The sequence below is a fragment of the Pseudomonas sp. R3-56 genome, from assembly GCF_051132075.1.
In the GTDB taxonomy this organism is placed as follows: Bacteria; Pseudomonadota; Gammaproteobacteria; order Pseudomonadales; family Pseudomonadaceae; genus Aquipseudomonas.
In genome coordinates this window covers 4,380,001-4,395,455 of the sequence record NZ_CP071657.1, presented here as the reverse complement: position 1 = coordinate 4,395,455, position 15,455 = coordinate 4,380,001, and the positions used below count along the sequence as shown (strand labels likewise).

Genomic DNA, 15,455 nt, shown 5'->3' with positions numbered 1-15,455 from the left:
CCTATCGTCGGTCTAGGCCAGATGCATTCTTTATCGGCGCTTGGGTGAAAGGAGGAGGGGCGAAATCTCCCACGGTCTGTACTGCGGCTAACAGTCAGAATCGAGCCTAGTCCCTCCTCCTCCCTTCAAGTCCTACCATACAAGCGAGCTTGCTCGCGATGGCGGCGTGTCAGCTGGCATCAAAGTCGGATGTGCTGGCGTCATCGCGAGCAAGCTCGCTCCCACAAGGGATTTCCAGCGGGCCCGGAATCCAGGTCCGCCCTCGTTCCCACAGGGGGCCTTTTGTCAGCCTTTCGTCAGTGCGGTGACGACCAGCCCCACGTTGTTTTCCAGTTCCGCCACCGGATCGGCACCGTCGGTGCTCAGCACCAGCAGTTGGCTACCGCCTTTGGCGATGGCCGCTTTCACAGCTTCCGACGGCTGTCGGTGATGCAGCACCAGTGCGACATCGTTTTCCTTGAGCGTGGCTGTAAGCTGCTTCAGGGCTTCGGCTGTCCATTCGGCGTCGGGCCGGGCATCGGTGCTGATGCCATCCAGGTTCAAGCCACTGATCAAGTAACCGAAGTGCTCGCTCAGGCTGACCACGCTCAGGTTGTCGGCGCTGGCGAGGCGCTTTTCACTGTCGGCGCTGAGCTTGAGCAGGCGCTGCTTGAGTGCCGCCAGGTTGGCATCGATTTTCGGTTTGTCCGCCGGGACGAGGCGCACCAGATCAGCAGCGATCACGTCGGCCATCCGCCCCAGATTGTGGCTGGCCATCCACGGCTGGCTCGCCAGGCCGTCGGTCATGCCCGGCTGTATGGCGATGCCGGGCAGGGCGCCGTCCACCGGACGAGCAGCGTCGATTTCAACGATACGGATATTGCTGCGTCGGGCCATGGGGTACAGCGGATCGTCCGGCCAGAGCGAACGCAGCCCGATCACCGCGTCGGCCTCGCCGGCCAGCTTGCTCAGGGCCGGGGCGCCACGGCCACTGAAATAGGCGCTTTGCCGGGTGCCGGGAAGATTGTCCGGAGCGGCCCGGGCCAGGCTGACGTCGGTGCCCTTGAGCAAGGCCTCGCCCAATCCGTAGGTGACGGGCAGCGAGGCCAATAGTTGGATCTTTTCGGCGGCCATCGGCGAGGTGATCACTGCGCCGCCGAGGGCGAGAGCCCAGACCAATTGTCGTAATGAAAAAACCATTTATCCAAGATTCCCTTTCAGATGGGGGACGACGCCACGGGCGATGGCGCTCAGGGCGAAGGCGATGCCGGCCACCAGAATGATTGCGGCACCGGACGGGATCGGCAGGTCGAAAACGATCGGCGCCAGGATCCCGCATAAAGTGCTGACGGTCGCGATCAGCACCGAACACCAGAAAAAACCCTTCAACGATTGGCTGAGCAAACGCGCGGCCGCGGCCGGAATCACCAGCAACGCACCCACCAGGATCGCGCCGATGACTTTCACCGCCGCCACGGTGATCAGCGTCACCAGGACCACGAACAGATAGTCCAGCGTCTTGACCGCCACCCCGCGTACCGCCGCCAGCTGCGGGTTGAAGCTGGCGAGCATGATCCGGTTGTACAGCGGCAGCGCCAGCGCCATCACCAGCGAACCGACCACCGCCAGCACCGCGAGATCATTGCCGTTGACCGTCAGCACTGAGCCGAACAGCACGTTTTCCAGGATGTGCACATTGATCTTGCCCGCCAGGATCAGCAGCAGGCTCGCGCCCAGGGCCAGGGACACCGAGAGGAAGACGCCGATCAACGTATCCGGGGCCAGGCCGGTGCGGTTGCGCAGGTAATTGAGCAGGATGCCGAACAGCAGGCAGTAGCCGAACAGGCTGCCGTAGGGCCCGGTGTAGGGTTCGCCGAGCAGGATGCCGACGGCCACGCCGGTCAAGGCGGCATGGCCCACCGCTTCGGAGAAAAACGCAAAGCGCTTGACCACCACCAGCGTGCCGAGGCCGCCCAGCACCGGGCCGATCAACAGCCCGGCCAGCAAGGCGTTGACCACAAAACCATAGGCCAGCGCCTCGGGCAGGTAACCGGAGGAGGCCCAACCCTGGACCATCAGGCGGAAGGCTTCATAACTCATCAGGCGGCGCTCCCGTTGGCACGTGGATGGGTCGAAAACAGCGTCAGCAGCCGTTCCGGGGTCAGGGTCTGGCGCGGCGGGCCGTCGAACAACACCCGTCGATTCATCCCGGTGACGTGATCGGCCAGGCGTCCGACGGCTTCCAGGTCGTGCTCGATCCAGAGCACGGTAATGCCGGCCTGGCGCCAGTCCTGCAGCAAGCGTTCGAATACCTGGATGCCGGCCTCGTCCAAAGCCGACATGGGTTCATCCAGTACCAGCAGTTGCGGCGGCGGGATCAATCCCTGGGCCAGCAATACCCGCTGACGCTCGCCACCGGACAGCGCGCCCATGCGTCGCTTGCGCTTGTCCTGCAGGCCGACCCGTTCGAGGGCCTGACCGATGGCGCCAGCATAATGCTTGCTCAAACCGAGGAAGGCGGGGCGCCGCTGACACATGGCCGCCATGAAGTCGTCCACCGTCATGGGCAGGCCCCGGTCGAATTCCAGCGCCTGGGGCACGTAGCCGATGACGCCGGGTTCGCCCGGCCATTGCAGGCTCAAGCGCCCCTGGTGCGGCATCTGTCCAAGCAAGGTCTTGATCAGCGAACTCTTGCCGCCGCCGTTGGGGCCGACCAGTGCATGGATGCTGCCGGCTTGTACCTGAAAGGCGACATTGTCGAGAATCGCGGTGCGCCCAAGGTTCAGGCTGATGTCGGCGAACTCGATCATCGGGCCGACATGTTGCTGGATGAGGGGTTCCTGAGCCGTCATGCGCCGGACTCCTGGATCGCCCGGACCACGGTGTCGAGGTTGCCGGTCATTTCCTTTTCGTATTTCTCGGCGCTGTAGTCGCCGTAGGAAATGTGCGACAGGGGGTACAGCTTCACTCCCGATTCACGCTGGATGGTGTCGACGTAGGTGGATGGAAAATCCATCTCCGAGAAGATCACCTTCACGTCCAACTCACGCAGCTGGTCGATGGTCTTTTTCAACTGGCTGGGGCTTGGCTCGATGCCATGGGCCGGCTCGACCACGGCAGTCACTTCCAGGCCGAATTCGCGCAGCAGGTAATCGTAGGCGGCATGTACCGTGGCGACCCGCAGCTCGGCGTTCGGCGCCTGGGTCAGCTTGGCCAGGGCGGCGGCGCGCATCTGCCGCAGGCGCTTGCCGTAGGCCCGGGCGTTCTGCGTATAGGTCTTGGCGTTGTCCGGGTCGAGCTTGCCCAGTTCCCGGGCGATGTTGTTGACCTGGGCAATGGAGGCGCTGATGGACAGGAACGTATGCGGATTGACGACTTTGCCCGCGCCCCGCGCCGCGGTGCCGGTGGCGGCGAGCAAGGGGACGTTCTCGTTGGCCTCGATCACCTTCACGTCCGGGGTTTCGCTGGCGGCGATCATGCGGTCGGCGAAATCGTCGTGACCCACGCCGTTGAGCACGATCACATCGAGCCCGCCGATGCGCTTGATGTCCTCGGCGCGGGGTTCATAGGCGTGAGGGTTGAAGCCGGCCGGGATCAACGGCACCACCTCGGCCTTGTCGCCGACGATGTTGGCCACGTAGCTGTAATAAGGGTGCAGGGTGATGCCGATGCGCAGGCGCTTGGCCGTTTCGGCGCTGGCCATGGGAGTGAACAGGCAGGCGAGCAGGCCAATCAGCAGCAGGCGCAGCAAGGGGCGGCGTGAAGGTGCAATAGACATGGGCAAGCGGTCTTCTCTGGAGTGAAGGCGTGGGGTCAATGCCGATGCTGGCGGGTTACGCCAGCGTCGAATTGCGCGACGATCTGTTGCCAGCCGGCGGCGGACAAAGCGGCGTCGTCCAACGTGGTAGGGGTGGTTGGAGGATTGCCGCGGTTGAGCCAGATGTCCGGGGACGCATCGGGCACTTCGCTGATGCGCATCAGAAAGGAGCCTGCGACGGACGAATTGGCGCTCGCGCCGAAGTAGGCTCGGTCTGCCAGCAATTGCCAGGCGTGGCCGCCGCGGCTGACGGAACTGGCGTCTTGGGCGAACGGGGCGAAGCCTTCATCGGCCAGGGCTTGCGGGCCTGGGAGGGCCGGTTCGCTCTCGCGCAGGATCCGGATCTCATCCAGTGTCACCCGCAGATCGGCATAAATGCCTTGCTCGGCGGCGCTGAGGTCGCGGCGTGCGTCCAGCTGATGGGCGTCCAGGTGGGCAACATCCCGGGTTTCGCCATGCCAGGCCACGACCGAACCGGCGCCCAGCAGGATAATCAGGCACAGCAACAATACATACAGGGTTTCATGGCCGGCACCGGCGGGGCGGATGACCTGGGTGGTGGGTGCGCTCATGGGGCCTCGATGTCGGCTTGGTCGATTTCCACGACGTGGCCGGGGCCGGCGTCAAAAAGTACGTAGAACTCGGCGTTGGGTTTCTTGAAGGTCAACGTCGAGTCGGCGCCGAGCTTGCCGGGGACCAGGATGGTTTCGTCGTAGCCGATCACGTCCAGCGTCACTCCGGGGGCGCCGCTGCCATCGGAAAAACCGCCAGTACACTGGATCTGTTCAGCGTCGATAGCCTTGCATTCGCACATTGGATTGTGGGCCAGGGCGCTGGTGCTCAAGCCTGCGCAGAGCAGCAGCGCCAGGCTGTTGAAAGAGGCGCGGAGGTTCATGGTCGGGCTCCTTGGGATTGCAACCAGGCGACGGTGGCCGGGGAGGCCTGGCTCAGGGGGATGGAAGCTTGATGCATCGAGCCGTCCCAGCCTTCGAGGGTGATCCATAGTTCGGCGTCTGGCTGGGTCTTTTTCGGCACCGGCAACAAGGCGCCCATGCGATAGGGCGAGCCGAAGAAAATCACCCCGGCGGCCCGCAGGCTGCGGGGCTTGCCGATGCGCAGATAGGTGGCTTTAACCTCGCTGATGCAGCGCTGGCACAGGGCGGCGTTGAAGTGTTTCATCGGTCCGGCGGGGCCCTGGGTACGTGGCGCTTCGTTGCGAAACTCCGCCAGGCGCAAGCTCCAGGGGCCCACCTGGACTTCGCCGACTTCCCGCTCGCCAAGCCCGCCGTCGCCTCGGAACAACGCGGCCTCCGACAGGTACTTGGGCATGAAACCCAGGGGAATCAGCAGCAACAGCACGTTGATATGGAAGCGCCATTTATGCCAGAACTGGCCCAGGCGTGACGGTGATGTTGTCGTAGTGGACGGGTTCACAGGCTGCCCTCCGGTGAGTCACGGTGCATGGAAGGCTGCAGTTGCGGCGTGGTTTGGGCTGGCCGCACAGGTTTCTGGTTGCGCTTGAGGGCGTTGGCGGTCGCCAGCGCCGTGCGTTTGGTCCAGATCAGCAGGCCGCTGAGGACCATCATGCTCAGCACCAGGCCGAAGAAACACCAGATGAGCTTGATCCAGAGGCCACCGAAATCCCCGGTGTGCAGCGGGCGCATGGATTCGGTCACGAACTCCAGCGCCGTGCGGTCCGACAACAATCGGGAAGCGTCGACATCACCGTTGTAGGGATTGATGGTCGCCGTCTGGTACATCAGCGGATACCAGCCGCGTCCGCCGACTTCCAGGTGGCTGTAGGCATTGCCGGGCAGGCTGACGAAACTCGCTTCCAGGCCCGGGATCCGCTGCTGGGCAATTTCAATGGCGCGGTCCAGGTTCAGTTGCGGCGGAGGCGTACCACCCGTCGACAGCGGAACGTTTTCCCGGGCCACCACCGGGACGACCGGAGCACTGGAGATGGAAATGCCGTTATCGGCCAGCGTGGCCTCGATCAGGAACCAGGTGCCGGTGATGGAAATGACGGCAATGAACCAGATCGACCAGATGCCGCTGAGCCGATGGAAATCGCCCCAGAAAATACGCGCGCCATGGCGAATACGCAGGGTCGGGCTGAAAAAACCTTTCCAGAAACGTTTATAGACAACCAGCCCAGTCACCAACGACGCGAGCATCGGCAGGCCGAGGAAGGACACCAGGTACCAGCCCCAGCTGTAGCCGTTGGTGAACGGCACCAGCCACCAGCCATGCAATGCACGGGTGAACCCCCTGAAGTTGAAGGCCGGTGCCGAGCCCTGGATGACGCCGCTGTAGGGGTTGACGTAAACAGTGTCGGGGCGACCGTCGGGGTAGGTGACCTTGACCTCCAGGGCGAAGTGCGACTCGTCCGGACGCACAATGTTTTGCACCTGAGTCAGGGGCTGGGCTTGCCTGATGGCGGCAACGACCTCGTCGTAGCTGAGCAACGGCGCATCATCGGCGGGCTTGCTGGCGCGCATTTCCGGATTGACCAGCCAGACGATCTCCTGGCTGACCACAGCCAGGGTACCGGTGACGCAAACGATCAGAACGAAAAACCAGATGGGCAACGCCAGCCAGCTGTGAACCAGGAACCAGAGTTTGGAGCGGGACTTCTTCGACATGATTGAGCGTCTTGATTCGATGAAAGGTTCCGTGTCGCGGGCTTCGCAACACCATGAAACCTGGAAAAGCCGGCCGTGGCTTTTGCCGACGCGGCCTGCTGCATCTAATTAAGACGAACGAGCAGCCGGAATCCTGAAAGGGAAGATGAAAGAAAATGTTTCGCGTTCTCGAACAGGCGCTCGGTCTTCTGGTGGCGAGGGAGCTCGCTCCCGCTGGGTTGCGCAGCGGCCCCAAGCATCTTCCACGCAACCACGGCGGGACTCATAGGCCGACGAACGTCTCAGGACTCCAGCAAATGCGCCCCTGGCCCACGCTTGCCGAGCACATCACCCTGGTTGCGCAGCGGACAATGTTCCATCGACAGGCAACCGCAGCCGATACAACCGTCGAGCCGGTCTCGCAATGCGATCAGCTGGTTGATCCGCTCATCCAGGTTCCGACTCCACTGCGCTGACAGGTTCTTCCAGTCGGCCGCCGTGGGCGCACGGTTGTCCGGCAGGTTTTTCAGCGCCTCGCCAATTTCCGCCAGGGGGATGCCCAGGCGCTGGGCGACTTTGATCAGCGCCACGCGCCGCAGGACGGCCCGGGGGTAACGACGTTGGTTGCCCGGGTTGCGCGTGCTTTTGATCAGGCCCTTGGTTTCATAGAAGTGCAGCGCGGTGACCGCCACGCCGCTGCGGGCGGCGACCTGGCCGACGGTCAGTTCCTTGTGAATGTTGATGGACGTCGTCACCTGAATCACCGCTTGACCTTGACTTAACTGGAGGTTTTACCCTGCAGGCCTTTGGATCGCAAGATCCGCCTTACCTGAACGGGGGACTTTTCATGCAATCGCCAAGTGGTCATCGCAGCTTCACGCAGTTGATCGAGTTCGACATCGAGCCTCAGTGGCAGCAGACGCTGGTCAACGCCCTGTCAGCGCAGACCGAGCGCCTGGCTCGTAATCATTCGGGTTTCCTCAATGCCAGTATCCAGGTCAGCGAGGACGGGCGTCGGGTGCTTAATTACCTGCAATGGCAAACCCGCGAGGCGGGTGAAGCGGCGTTCCGCAGCGTTGAGAATGGTGAGGAAAGTTTCTGGCAGTTCATCCAGGCGCATCGGGCCAAAGCGGTGACGTTTGGCTCGTTCCAGGTGCTGCGCAACATCGAGCGCAGCCTGGACGATGCGCTGCATTGCCCGTTGGTCAACCAAGCGCAACGGGAGATCCGAGAGGGCGATACCCATTATCAAAAGCGTTGATTTCTGCCGCCAAGTGCCGGCGGGTAGCCTTTGTTCATCGCCCAACTGAACATCGGACACCCGCCATGAATCGTATCCTTGCTGTCTTGTTGCTGTTGACTGTCACCGTATTGAGCGGTTGCGCTTCGTCGTCCCCGGAGCTGCGTCCTTACACCGCCGAGGAATCCCGTGAGCTGGCCCTCGAAGCCTTGAATCGCCGGGGGCTTTCGTTTGATGAATACCATGCGAAGAAAGCCGAATTGCTCGGTCCTTCGCAGAAAAACGTCGGCTTCGACGAGCGCGGCGAGATGAGCGCCGAGCAGACAGTCCAGGCACCGGGCCGGTCGAGCTGAGACTGTACCGCCAGAAGTTTTGCCTAACTGTCCATGGGTTTGCGCCGGGACGTGGGGTAGGGTCAACTCCTGACTGCCCCGACGGATTGACCTGCCATGACCCTCTCGCTTGACCTGCTGCTGGGCTTCGCCCTGTTTGCCCTGGTGACCTCGATAACGCCCGGCCCCAACAACACCATGTTGCTGGCCTCGGGTGTGAATTTCGGCTTCAACCGGACCATCCCGCACATGCTCGGCATCACTTGCGGCTTCTTTTCCCTGGTCCTGGCGGTGGGCCTTGGGCTGGGCGCGGTGTTCCAGACATATCCGCTGCTCTACACCGTGCTGCGCTACGTCGGTGCGGCATATTTGATATACCTGGCCTGGAAAATCGCCCACTCCGGTCCTGTCTCGGACGGCGGCGCGGGTGAGAACAAGCCGATCAGCTACTGGGGCGCAGCAGCGTTCCAATGGGTCAACCCAAAGGCCTGGATCATGGCCATCGGCGCCATCAGCACCTATACGCCTCTGCAAGGTTACTTTTTCAATGTGGTGGTGATCGCGGCGGTGTTTGCGTTGATCAACCTGCCTAGCGTCAGCCTGTGGGTAGTCTGCGGCAGCCTGCTGCGCAACTTGTTGCAGGATCGCCGGTGGCTGCGTGTCTTCAACTGGGGCATGGCGCTGCTGTTGGTCGCGTCGCTGTATCCGTTGTTGCTCGAAAGCGTGAGTTAAGGGCTGAGCTTCAACGCGATGCCTGCTAAGCTCGCTGTTTCAGGAGCGTTCCTACGCACTTTTAAATGAAGTCCGACTTCTTTTAAGGTCTTGATCAGTTAAAGCTATGTCTCGAACCCAACGAGGGCATCTGGTCTTGGAACAGATTCTGCGAGCTTCCTTATGAATAAGCGTCCTTTGTATTTTGATTACGCCGCCACCACCCCGGTGGATGAGCGCGTGATCCAGGTCATGGTCCAATGCCTGGGTTTCGACGGTAACTTCGGTAACCCGGCCTCCAGCTCCCATGCCTTCGGCCGGGAGGCCCGGCGCTCGGTGGAGCTGGCGCGCCAGCAGGTGGCTCGGTTGGTGGGGGCTCAAGCCGGACAAATCGTCTGGACTTCCGGCGCCACCGAATCCAATAACCTGGCCCTCAAGGGCGTGGCCCAGGCGCGTGAACCGCGTGGCGGCCACGTCATTACCAGCCTGATCGAACACAAGGCCGTTCTCGATACGGTCAGGCAGCTCGAGGAAAGTGGCGTCGCGGTAACCTGGCTGGCGCCGGGCGCCGATGGCCTGATCGACCCGCAAGCGGTTCGCGAGGCGCTCCGCGAAGACACTTTTCTGGTGTCGCTGATGCTGGTCAATAACGAGTTGGGCACGGTCAATGACGCCATCGCCATTGGCGAGATCGTTCGAGAGCATGGCGCGTTGTTTCATATGGACGCGGCCCAGGGGGCGGGAAAAGTGAGCATCGACCTGGCCCGGTGGCCGGTGGACTTGATGTCGTTTTCCGCACACAAGATCTATGGCCCCAAGGGGATCGGCGCACTTTATGTCGGTGATCGCGCGCGCCCGCGGCTGTCGGCCCAGATCCATGGCGGCGGTCATGAAGGTGGCTTGCGCTCCGGGACCTTGGCGACCCATCAGATTGCCGCGATGGGCGCGGCATTCGAGCTGGCGGCGCAGTCCTTTGATGAAGAGCTCGCCGACATCGCCCGACTGCGCAATCGTTTGCTTGAACCTCTGCTGGCCTTGCCCGGTGTGTGTATGAATGGCAGTGCCAACTGTCGCATTCCCCATACGGTGAGCCTGACGTTCAACGAAGGTGAGTTCAACCCGGCGACGCTGGGCGCATCGATGGCATTCTCCGCGACCTCGGCTTGCAACTCGGCGCAAAACACTCCATCCCACGTGTTGCTCGCCCTTGGGCATGATGCACGCGCGGCCGGGCGGACCATTCGTTTGAGCCTGGGCCGCTTTACCAGCGAACAGGATATTGATGAGGCGGTGCGATTGATCAAGGCCGCCTGTGTTGCCGCGCCGGCCTTCTGGGCGGCAACCCCCTGAGCCGAACGCATTCGGCATCGAAAAATAAAATTGATTAGCAGGAGTGATGATGAGTACCCAGCCTTCGACCCCAGGACAGGTTCCCCAGCGCCTGGCCCGAATTCGCCAATTGATGAGCCAGGAGGGCATCCATGCGCTGTTGGTGCCTTCCGCCGACCCGCATCTTTCGGAATATCTGCCGGGGTACTGGCAAGGGCGCCAATGGTTGTCCGGGTTCCATGGCTCGGTCGGTACATTGATCGTGACCGCGGATTTCGCCGGGGTCTGGGCGGACAGTCGTTACTGGGAACAAGCCACCTGGGAACTGGAAGGCAGCGGCATCGAGCTGGTCAAACTCATCCCCGGAAAGCCCGGGCCGTTGGAGTGGCTGGCCGAAAACACGCCTGAAGGGGGGGCGGTAGCGGTCGATGGTGCGGTCATGGCGGTGGCATCGGCGCGGACCCTGAGCAGCAAGCTGCAAGAGCGTGGCGCACGGTTGCGTACCGACATCGATCTGCTCGCACAAGCCTGGACCGATCGTCCGAGCTTGCCTGATCAACCGGTCTACGCGCATTTGCCGCCGCAAGCCACGATCGGTCGTGTCGAGAAAATCGCCCAGTTGCGCGAAGCCCTTAAGGAGCGTGCTGCGGATTGGCATTTCATCGCCACCCTGGACGACATCGCCTGGCTGTTCAACCTGCGCGGCGCGGATGTGTCATTCAATCCGGTATTCGTCTCCTTTGCCCTGATCAGCCAGCAGCAGGCGACGCTGTTTGTGGACTTGAACAAGGTCGACGCTGCGCTGCGTTCTGTTCTTGAGCAAGACGGCGTAACGCTGCGCGACTACAGCGAAGTGGCCACTGCGTTGCGTGAGGTGCCGAGCGGCGCGAGCCTGCAGGTCGATCCGGCCCGGGTCACGGTCGGTTTGCTGGACAATCTGGACAGCGGCGTGAAACTGGTCGAAGGGCTCAACCCCACAACACTGGCCAAATCGCGCAAAAGCCCGGCCGATGCCGAGCACATCCGTCGAGCCATGGAGCAGGACGGAGCGGCGCTCTGCGAATTTTTTGCCTGGCTGGAAAGTGCCTGGGGCCATGAGCGCATCACTGAACTGACCATCGATGAGCACCTGACCGCAGCGCGCAAGCGCCGGCCGGAGTTCGTCTCCTTGAGCTTCAACACTATCGCAGCGTTTAATGCCAATGGCGCGATGCCTCATTATCACGCCACCGAAGAGGCGCACGCTGTCATTGAGGGCGATGGCTTGCTGTTGATCGATTCGGGCGGCCAGTACCTTGGCGGTACGACCGATATCACCCGCATGGTGCCGGTCGGGACACCGACATCGGAGCAGAAGCGTGACTGTACCCGCGTGCTCAAAGGCGTGATTGCCTTGTCTAGGGCCAAATTCCCCAAGGGCATTCTGTCGCCTCTGCTGGATGCCATCGCCCGGGCGCCGATCTGGGCTGAACAGGTGGATTACGGTCACGGCACCGGCCACGGTGTCGGCTACTTCCTCAACGTCCACGAAGGCCCGCAAGTCATTGCCTATCAGGCTGCCGCCGCGCCCCAGACCGCCATGCAGCCGGGCATGATCACGTCCATCGAGCCGGGTACTTATCGCCCGGGTCGCTGGGGTGTTCGTATCGAGAACCTGGTGTTGAACCGGGAGGCGGGCAGCAGCGAGTTCGGCGAATTCCTCGCATTCGAAACCCTGACGTTGTGCCCGATCGATACCCGCTGCCTTGAGCCGTCGTTGCTGAACCAGGACGAAAAGGACTGGCTCAACGCCTATCACGGCGAGGTTCAGCGTCGCTTGAGTCCGCTGCTCGATGGTGCTGCGCTGCAATGGCTGAACACACGGACAGCGGCAATCTGAAGCATAGGATCAGCCGAGGGCTTCACGGATGAAGTCCAGGCGATCCTGGCCAAAGAACATCTCGTTGCCGACAAACATGCTCGGCGCACCGAACACACCTCGGCGCACGGCCTCTTCGGTTGTGCTCCTTAGTGTTTCCTTGACCTGCTCGTCGGCTGTAAGGGCAAGCACATAGGCAGGGTCGAAACCCCCTTCGTCCAGCACGGCCGCGACTGTTGCCGGGTCGTTGAGGTTGCGGGCATTCACCCAGAGCGCCCGGAACAGACAGCTCGTGAAAGTCTCGAAACGATCCGGATGACGCAGTTGCATGCCCGTGACGGCGCGCATCAATAGCAATGTGTTGATTGGAAAATGCGGGTTGAGCTTGAAGTCGACACCGTAGCGCTTGGCGAAACGGTTCAAGTCCTGGAACAGATAAGGCCCCTTGGCCGGCACGGTAACGGGCGACGCGTTGCCCGTTGCCTTGAATACGCCGCCCAGAAGCATGGGGCGATAGATGAGCTCGCTATGGGTTTCAGCGCAGAGCGCGGGCAATTGGGTATAGGCCAGGTAGGTGGTCGGGCTGCCCAGGTCGAAAAAAAACTCGACGGATCTGTTCATGGCTACGCTTCTCTTATTGTTGTGAGGGAGACTTACCAGCGTTCGTTCCAGGGGCGCAGATCCAGTTCGAAGGTCCAGGCATCCCGCGGCTGGGTATGCAGGTACCAATAGTTTTCGGCGATGTGCTCCGGGTCGAGGATGCCGTCTTCGGCCCTGGTTGCGTATTTTTCCGGGAAATTATCGCGGATGAAGTCGGTGTCGATGGCGCCATCCACCACCACATGGGCTACATGAATATTCATCGGCCCCAATTCTCGCGCCATGCTCTGGGCCAAGGCCCGGATGCCATGCTTGGCCCCCGCAAATGCGGCGAACCCTGATGCCCCGCGCAAGCCTGCCGTGGCGCCAGTAAACAGGATCGTGCCGCGCTGACGTTTGACCATGCGCCTGGCCACTTCTCGAGCATTGAGGAAACCTGAAAAGCAGGCCATTTCCCAAATCTTGAAATATTTGCGAGCCGTCTCTTCGAGAATGCTGCAAGGCACGTTGGCGCCGATGTTGAATACAAAGGCTTCGATCGGGCCCACCTGCTCCTCGATTTGCTCGATAAGTGCGATCACATCATCTTCCTTGCGTGCGTCGCAGGCAAAACCGTGGGCTTCACCGCCCTGGGTACGGATTTCGTCGACCAAAGCTTCAAGCTTGTCAGCGTTGCGGCGAGTGACGCAGGCCGCGAAGCCTTCCCGAGCGAAACGCCGGGCTATCGCGCCACCAGTAGCATCGCCAGCTCCCACTACCAGTACAACCTTCTTGTTATTCATGATTGGCCTCATTGGTAAACGATCGTTAGCTAAACGGACGTTATGCTAAGATTCGCCAAGCGTCAAGATGAGCATCCAGAGGCAAGCACATGCGTTATTCAGCCAATCACAAGATGGAAACCCGAGAGAAACTGCTGACCAGCAGTGCCATGTCGGCCAAGAAATCAGGATTTTCGACGGTAGGGGTAGATGGCCTGATGAAGGCGATCGGTCTTAGCGGCGGGGCGTTCTACAGCCATTTTTCATCCAAGGATGAGCTTTTCAAGGCGATCGTCGAGCGCGAGTTGAGCCAGAGCCTGGAGCGCTTGAGTGGTAACGGCGTCATGGACTCGATGAAACTGGAGCGTTGCCTCAAGCAGTACCTGAGCATGAGCCATGTGGAGCAACCCGAGGCTGGTTGCGCCTTGCCGGTTCTGGGGGCTGAGATTGCGCGTTCGGATATGTCGGTGCGTGAGGCCGCGCAACGCTGGATCTGCCGCCTGCACGAAAGCTGGGCGCGGATACTTGAGAGCGATAGCCTCGCTTGGGCGATCCTGTCTCAATGCGTGGGTGCGCTGGTTGTTGCGCGAATGCTGGCAGCGCCTGAGCTCCAGGAGGAGGTTCTCAGGTCCAGCCATGACGAGATCAGCCATCGCCTGGCCGAACGACAGTCCAACTGAAGCGCCGCCTATTTGCAGATGACGATCATGCTGCGGCTAGTGTATCCGGCTGGATTGAGCCCGAAAGGATAATCCCCAGGCTCCTCAACGGCGTCACCTGATTTGGCGATGATTTTGTAACCTTTGGGCGCGCATGAGTTGGCGGCGCTGGCCCGGCACTGGTCCCAGGAAGAGGACAGGCCGGAGCAGTTGATATGCAGGCCTTTTTTTCCGCGTTTGACTTCGGTTTTCGACGTCGCCGCGCAGCCCGTAACCGCTAGTACGGCGATCAGTATCAAGATTCGTTTCATTCCCGTCCTTAATGCCGCCGCGGATCTTATGCCTACGTACGGCTGCGTTCGCTTTCGCTTCAAGCGTTCATGACATCCTGTACGAAAAAATCCATGTCTGACATTAGGTTACGGGGCTAAACATGGCCTAAATGCGCGATAAATACCAGACCTGCGTTAGAACGTTATCAATCTGCGGCAATGGCGGGCTTGGCAGAGTCGCCCATGGTCAACGTAGCGCCGATCGACGCGAGGATGATGCAGGTTATGGCTGCCCATTGGGCCAGGGATAGATACTCCTGGAGAAACAGCAGCCCCGATAGCGCGCCGACCGCAGGCTCGACGCTCATCAGTGTGCCGAAGGTGCGGGCTGGTATGCGGGTGAGTGAGATCATTTCCAACGTATAGGGCAGGGCGGTTGACAGAATGGCGACGCCAATGGCGACAGGGATCAGGCTCGGGGTCAGCAAAGCGGTCCCGGCATGCACGATGCCGATGGGGGCTACGAACAAGGCTGCGATCATGACGCCGAGCGCAGCGGTCTGCACACCATTGTCCGCACCGGCCTTCTGGCCAAACAGGATATACAGGGCCCAACAGACCCCCGCCCCCAATGCATAGCCGGCTCCGATCAGGTCGATGCCCGCGCTGGTGGCTCCGGTGGGTATGAGCAGGAGCAAGCCAACCACCGCCAGGGCGATCCAGAGAAAATCAATCGCCCGGCGCGAGGCATAGATAGCGACTGCCAAGGGGCCGGTGAATTCCAGAGCCACTGCAATGCCCAGTGGAACGGTACGAAGCGACATATAGAAGAGAAAGTTCATGCCGCCGAGCGCCAGCCCATAGACAATCACCGTGCGCAAGGATTGGGCGGTAAGTTTGGCTCGCCACGGCCGCAGCAGTATCAACATGATAAGGCTTGCGAAAATGAGCCGTAGCGCCGTGGTGCCTTGCGCACCGACTACAGGGAACATGCTTTTGGCAAGAGAGGCTCCAGACTGGATGGATGCCATGGCTATTAGTAGCAGGGCAACCGGATACAAGGTGGTTGCCAGGCTGCGATGTGGTGAAGTCATTGCGGAGTGTCATCCAGAAGTAGGGCAGGGAAACAAGGTGAGCAATATAGTGCGCATTTCAATCGGCGCAGTCTACATACATGACGGCTGGGGTTCAGTTGCGCATATACAGCTGAAAACTGAAAATAACGGTTGACGGCAAATTCTGGATGTCTATAATTCGCCCCACTTCCGGCGCA

At 61.2% G+C, this 15,455-nt stretch carries 19 protein-coding genes; 6 read left to right on the top strand and 13 right to left on the bottom strand.

What is annotated here, in order from left to right; all coding sequences use genetic code 11:
• Positions 1 to 285: 285 nt before the first annotated feature.
• The 9 genes from J3P96_RS19830 to soxR form a co-directional block, all read right to left on the bottom strand.
• Complete coding sequence (locus J3P96_RS19830) at positions 286 to 1,179, bottom strand: metal ABC transporter solute-binding protein, Zn/Mn family (RefSeq protein ID WP_434653123.1); 894 nt, start codon at positions 1,177 to 1,179, stop codon at positions 286 to 288.
• Complete coding sequence (locus J3P96_RS19825; protein WP_434569294.1) at positions 1,180 to 2,079, bottom strand: metal ABC transporter permease; 900 nt, start codon at positions 2,077 to 2,079, stop codon at positions 1,180 to 1,182.
• A complete protein-coding gene (locus J3P96_RS19820; RefSeq protein ID WP_434653121.1) occupies positions 2,079 to 2,831 on the bottom strand; it encodes a metal ABC transporter ATP-binding protein in 753 nt (250 codons plus the stop codon). Before J3P96_RS19820 ends, J3P96_RS19825 begins: the two co-directional genes overlap by 1 nt.
• Complete coding sequence (locus tag J3P96_RS19815) at positions 2,828 to 3,757, bottom strand: metal ABC transporter substrate-binding protein (RefSeq protein ID WP_434569292.1); 930 nt, start codon at positions 3,755 to 3,757, stop codon at positions 2,828 to 2,830. Before J3P96_RS19815 ends, J3P96_RS19820 begins: the two co-directional genes overlap by 4 nt.
• 35 nt (positions 3,758 to 3,792) lie before the next feature.
• Positions 3,793 to 4,368 (bottom strand): DUF6162 family protein, encoded by a 576-nt coding sequence (locus J3P96_RS19810; RefSeq protein ID WP_434653119.1) that lies wholly within the window; start codon positions 4,366 to 4,368, stop codon positions 3,793 to 3,795.
• Complete coding sequence (locus J3P96_RS19805; RefSeq protein ID WP_434569290.1) at positions 4,365 to 4,691, bottom strand: hypothetical protein; 327 nt, start codon at positions 4,689 to 4,691, stop codon at positions 4,365 to 4,367. The genes J3P96_RS19810 and J3P96_RS19805 overlap by 4 nt, the downstream gene beginning before the upstream one ends.
• Entirely contained in the window at positions 4,688 to 5,230 is a 543-nt protein-coding gene (locus J3P96_RS19800; RefSeq protein ID WP_305495975.1) for a thiamine pyrophosphate-binding protein, read from the bottom strand. Before J3P96_RS19800 ends, J3P96_RS19805 begins: the two co-directional genes overlap by 4 nt.
• Entirely contained in the window at positions 5,227 to 6,441 is a 1,215-nt protein-coding gene (locus J3P96_RS19795) for a PepSY-associated TM helix domain-containing protein (RefSeq protein WP_434653117.1), read from the bottom strand. Before J3P96_RS19795 ends, J3P96_RS19800 begins: the two co-directional genes overlap by 4 nt.
• 281 nt (positions 6,442 to 6,722) lie before the next feature.
• On the bottom strand, positions 6,723 to 7,175 hold the full coding sequence (soxR, locus tag J3P96_RS19790; protein WP_434653115.1) for a redox-sensitive transcriptional activator SoxR: 453 nt from the start codon (positions 7,173 to 7,175) through the stop codon (positions 6,723 to 6,725).
• Between the two features lie 92 nt (positions 7,176 to 7,267).
• Between soxR and J3P96_RS19785 the strand changes: the two genes are divergently transcribed.
• From J3P96_RS19785 to J3P96_RS19765, 5 genes are all read left to right on the top strand, one after another.
• On the top strand, positions 7,268 to 7,681 hold the full coding sequence (locus J3P96_RS19785) for an antibiotic biosynthesis monooxygenase (protein ID WP_434653113.1): 414 nt from the start codon (positions 7,268 to 7,270) through the stop codon (positions 7,679 to 7,681).
• A 65-nt stretch (positions 7,682 to 7,746) separates the two neighbouring features.
• On the top strand, positions 7,747 to 8,013 hold the full coding sequence (locus J3P96_RS19780; protein WP_434603355.1) for a hypothetical protein: 267 nt from the start codon (positions 7,747 to 7,749) through the stop codon (positions 8,011 to 8,013).
• A 96-nt stretch (positions 8,014 to 8,109) separates the two neighbouring features.
• A complete protein-coding gene (locus J3P96_RS19775; protein ID WP_434569284.1) occupies positions 8,110 to 8,724 on the top strand; it encodes a LysE family translocator in 615 nt (204 codons plus the stop codon).
• A gap of 162 nt (positions 8,725 to 8,886) precedes the next feature.
• Entirely contained in the window at positions 8,887 to 10,053 is a 1,167-nt protein-coding gene (locus J3P96_RS19770; protein ID WP_434653111.1) for a cysteine desulfurase family protein, read from the top strand.
• Between the two features lie 49 nt (positions 10,054 to 10,102).
• A complete protein-coding gene (locus tag J3P96_RS19765) occupies positions 10,103 to 11,911 on the top strand; it encodes an aminopeptidase P family protein (protein ID WP_434653109.1) in 1,809 nt (602 codons plus the stop codon).
• Positions 11,912 to 11,920: 9 nt separating this feature from the next.
• Here the strand turns inward: J3P96_RS19765 and J3P96_RS19760 are convergent, their stop codons facing one another.
• Both J3P96_RS19760 and J3P96_RS19755 read right to left on the bottom strand, forming a co-directional pair.
• Positions 11,921 to 12,511, bottom strand: coding sequence for a 2-hydroxychromene-2-carboxylate isomerase (locus tag J3P96_RS19760; protein ID WP_434653107.1), 591 nt, complete (start codon positions 12,509 to 12,511; stop codon positions 11,921 to 11,923).
• 32 nt (positions 12,512 to 12,543) lie between these two features.
• Positions 12,544 to 13,272 carry an SDR family oxidoreductase gene (locus J3P96_RS19755; RefSeq protein ID WP_434653106.1) on the bottom strand — a complete coding sequence of 243 codons (729 nt, stop codon included), beginning with the start codon at positions 13,270 to 13,272 and terminating at the stop codon, positions 12,544 to 12,546.
• A gap of 89 nt (positions 13,273 to 13,361) precedes the next feature.
• On the opposite strand from J3P96_RS19755, the gene J3P96_RS19750 reads away from it, so the two are divergent.
• Positions 13,362 to 13,931: a TetR/AcrR family transcriptional regulator gene (locus J3P96_RS19750; RefSeq protein ID WP_434653104.1), complete on the top strand. Its 570-nt coding sequence runs from the start codon at positions 13,362 to 13,364 to the stop codon at positions 13,929 to 13,931.
• An 8-nt stretch (positions 13,932 to 13,939) separates the two neighbouring features.
• On the opposite strand, the gene J3P96_RS19745 is transcribed toward J3P96_RS19750, so the two are convergent.
• Together J3P96_RS19745 and rhtA are read right to left on the bottom strand one after the other, a co-directional pair.
• Complete coding sequence (locus J3P96_RS19745; protein ID WP_434569278.1) at positions 13,940 to 14,221, bottom strand: hypothetical protein; 282 nt, start codon at positions 14,219 to 14,221, stop codon at positions 13,940 to 13,942.
• Positions 14,222 to 14,388: 167 nt separating this feature from the next.
• Positions 14,389 to 15,276 carry a threonine/homoserine exporter RhtA gene (rhtA, locus tag J3P96_RS19740; RefSeq protein WP_434653102.1) on the bottom strand — a complete coding sequence of 296 codons (888 nt, stop codon included), beginning with the start codon at positions 15,274 to 15,276 and terminating at the stop codon, positions 14,389 to 14,391.
• Between the last annotated feature and the right edge of the window lie 179 nt (positions 15,277 to 15,455).

Coding starts and splice junctions, on each gene's coding strand:
- J3P96_RS19830 (WP_434653123.1), bottom strand. CDS start 1,179: ATGGTTTTTTCATTACGACAATTGGTCTGGGCTCTCGCCCTCGGCGGC.
- J3P96_RS19825 (WP_434569294.1), bottom strand. CDS start 2,079: ATGAGTTATGAAGCCTTCCGCCTGATGGTCCAGGGTTGGGCCTCCTCC.
- J3P96_RS19820 (WP_434653121.1), bottom strand. CDS start 2,831: ATGACGGCTCAGGAACCCCTCATCCAGCAACATGTCGGCCCGATGATC.
- J3P96_RS19815 (WP_434569292.1), bottom strand. CDS start 3,757: ATGTCTATTGCACCTTCACGCCGCCCCTTGCTGCGCCTGCTGCTGATT.
- J3P96_RS19810 (WP_434653119.1), bottom strand. CDS start 4,368: ATGAGCGCACCCACCACCCAGGTCATCCGCCCCGCCGGTGCCGGCCAT.
- J3P96_RS19805 (WP_434569290.1), bottom strand. CDS start 4,691: ATGAACCTCCGCGCCTCTTTCAACAGCCTGGCGCTGCTGCTCTGCGCA.
- J3P96_RS19795 (WP_434653117.1), bottom strand. CDS start 6,441: ATGTCGAAGAAGTCCCGCTCCAAACTCTGGTTCCTGGTTCACAGCTGG.
- J3P96_RS19785 (WP_434653113.1), top strand. CDS start 7,268: ATGCAATCGCCAAGTGGTCATCGCAGCTTCACGCAGTTGATCGAGTTC.
- J3P96_RS19780 (WP_434603355.1), top strand. CDS start 7,747: ATGAATCGTATCCTTGCTGTCTTGTTGCTGTTGACTGTCACCGTATTG.
- J3P96_RS19775 (WP_434569284.1), top strand. CDS start 8,110: ATGACCCTCTCGCTTGACCTGCTGCTGGGCTTCGCCCTGTTTGCCCTG.
- J3P96_RS19770 (WP_434653111.1), top strand. CDS start 8,887: ATGAATAAGCGTCCTTTGTATTTTGATTACGCCGCCACCACCCCGGTG.
- J3P96_RS19765 (WP_434653109.1), top strand. CDS start 10,103: ATGAGTACCCAGCCTTCGACCCCAGGACAGGTTCCCCAGCGCCTGGCC.
- J3P96_RS19760 (WP_434653107.1), bottom strand. CDS start 12,511: ATGAACAGATCCGTCGAGTTTTTTTTCGACCTGGGCAGCCCGACCACC.
- J3P96_RS19755 (WP_434653106.1), bottom strand. CDS start 13,272: ATGAATAACAAGAAGGTTGTACTGGTAGTGGGAGCTGGCGATGCTACT.
- J3P96_RS19750 (WP_434653104.1), top strand. CDS start 13,362: ATGCGTTATTCAGCCAATCACAAGATGGAAACCCGAGAGAAACTGCTG.
- J3P96_RS19745 (WP_434569278.1), bottom strand. CDS start 14,221: ATGAAACGAATCTTGATACTGATCGCCGTACTAGCGGTTACGGGCTGC.
- rhtA (WP_434653102.1), bottom strand. CDS start 15,276: ATGACTTCACCACATCGCAGCCTGGCAACCACCTTGTATCCGGTTGCC.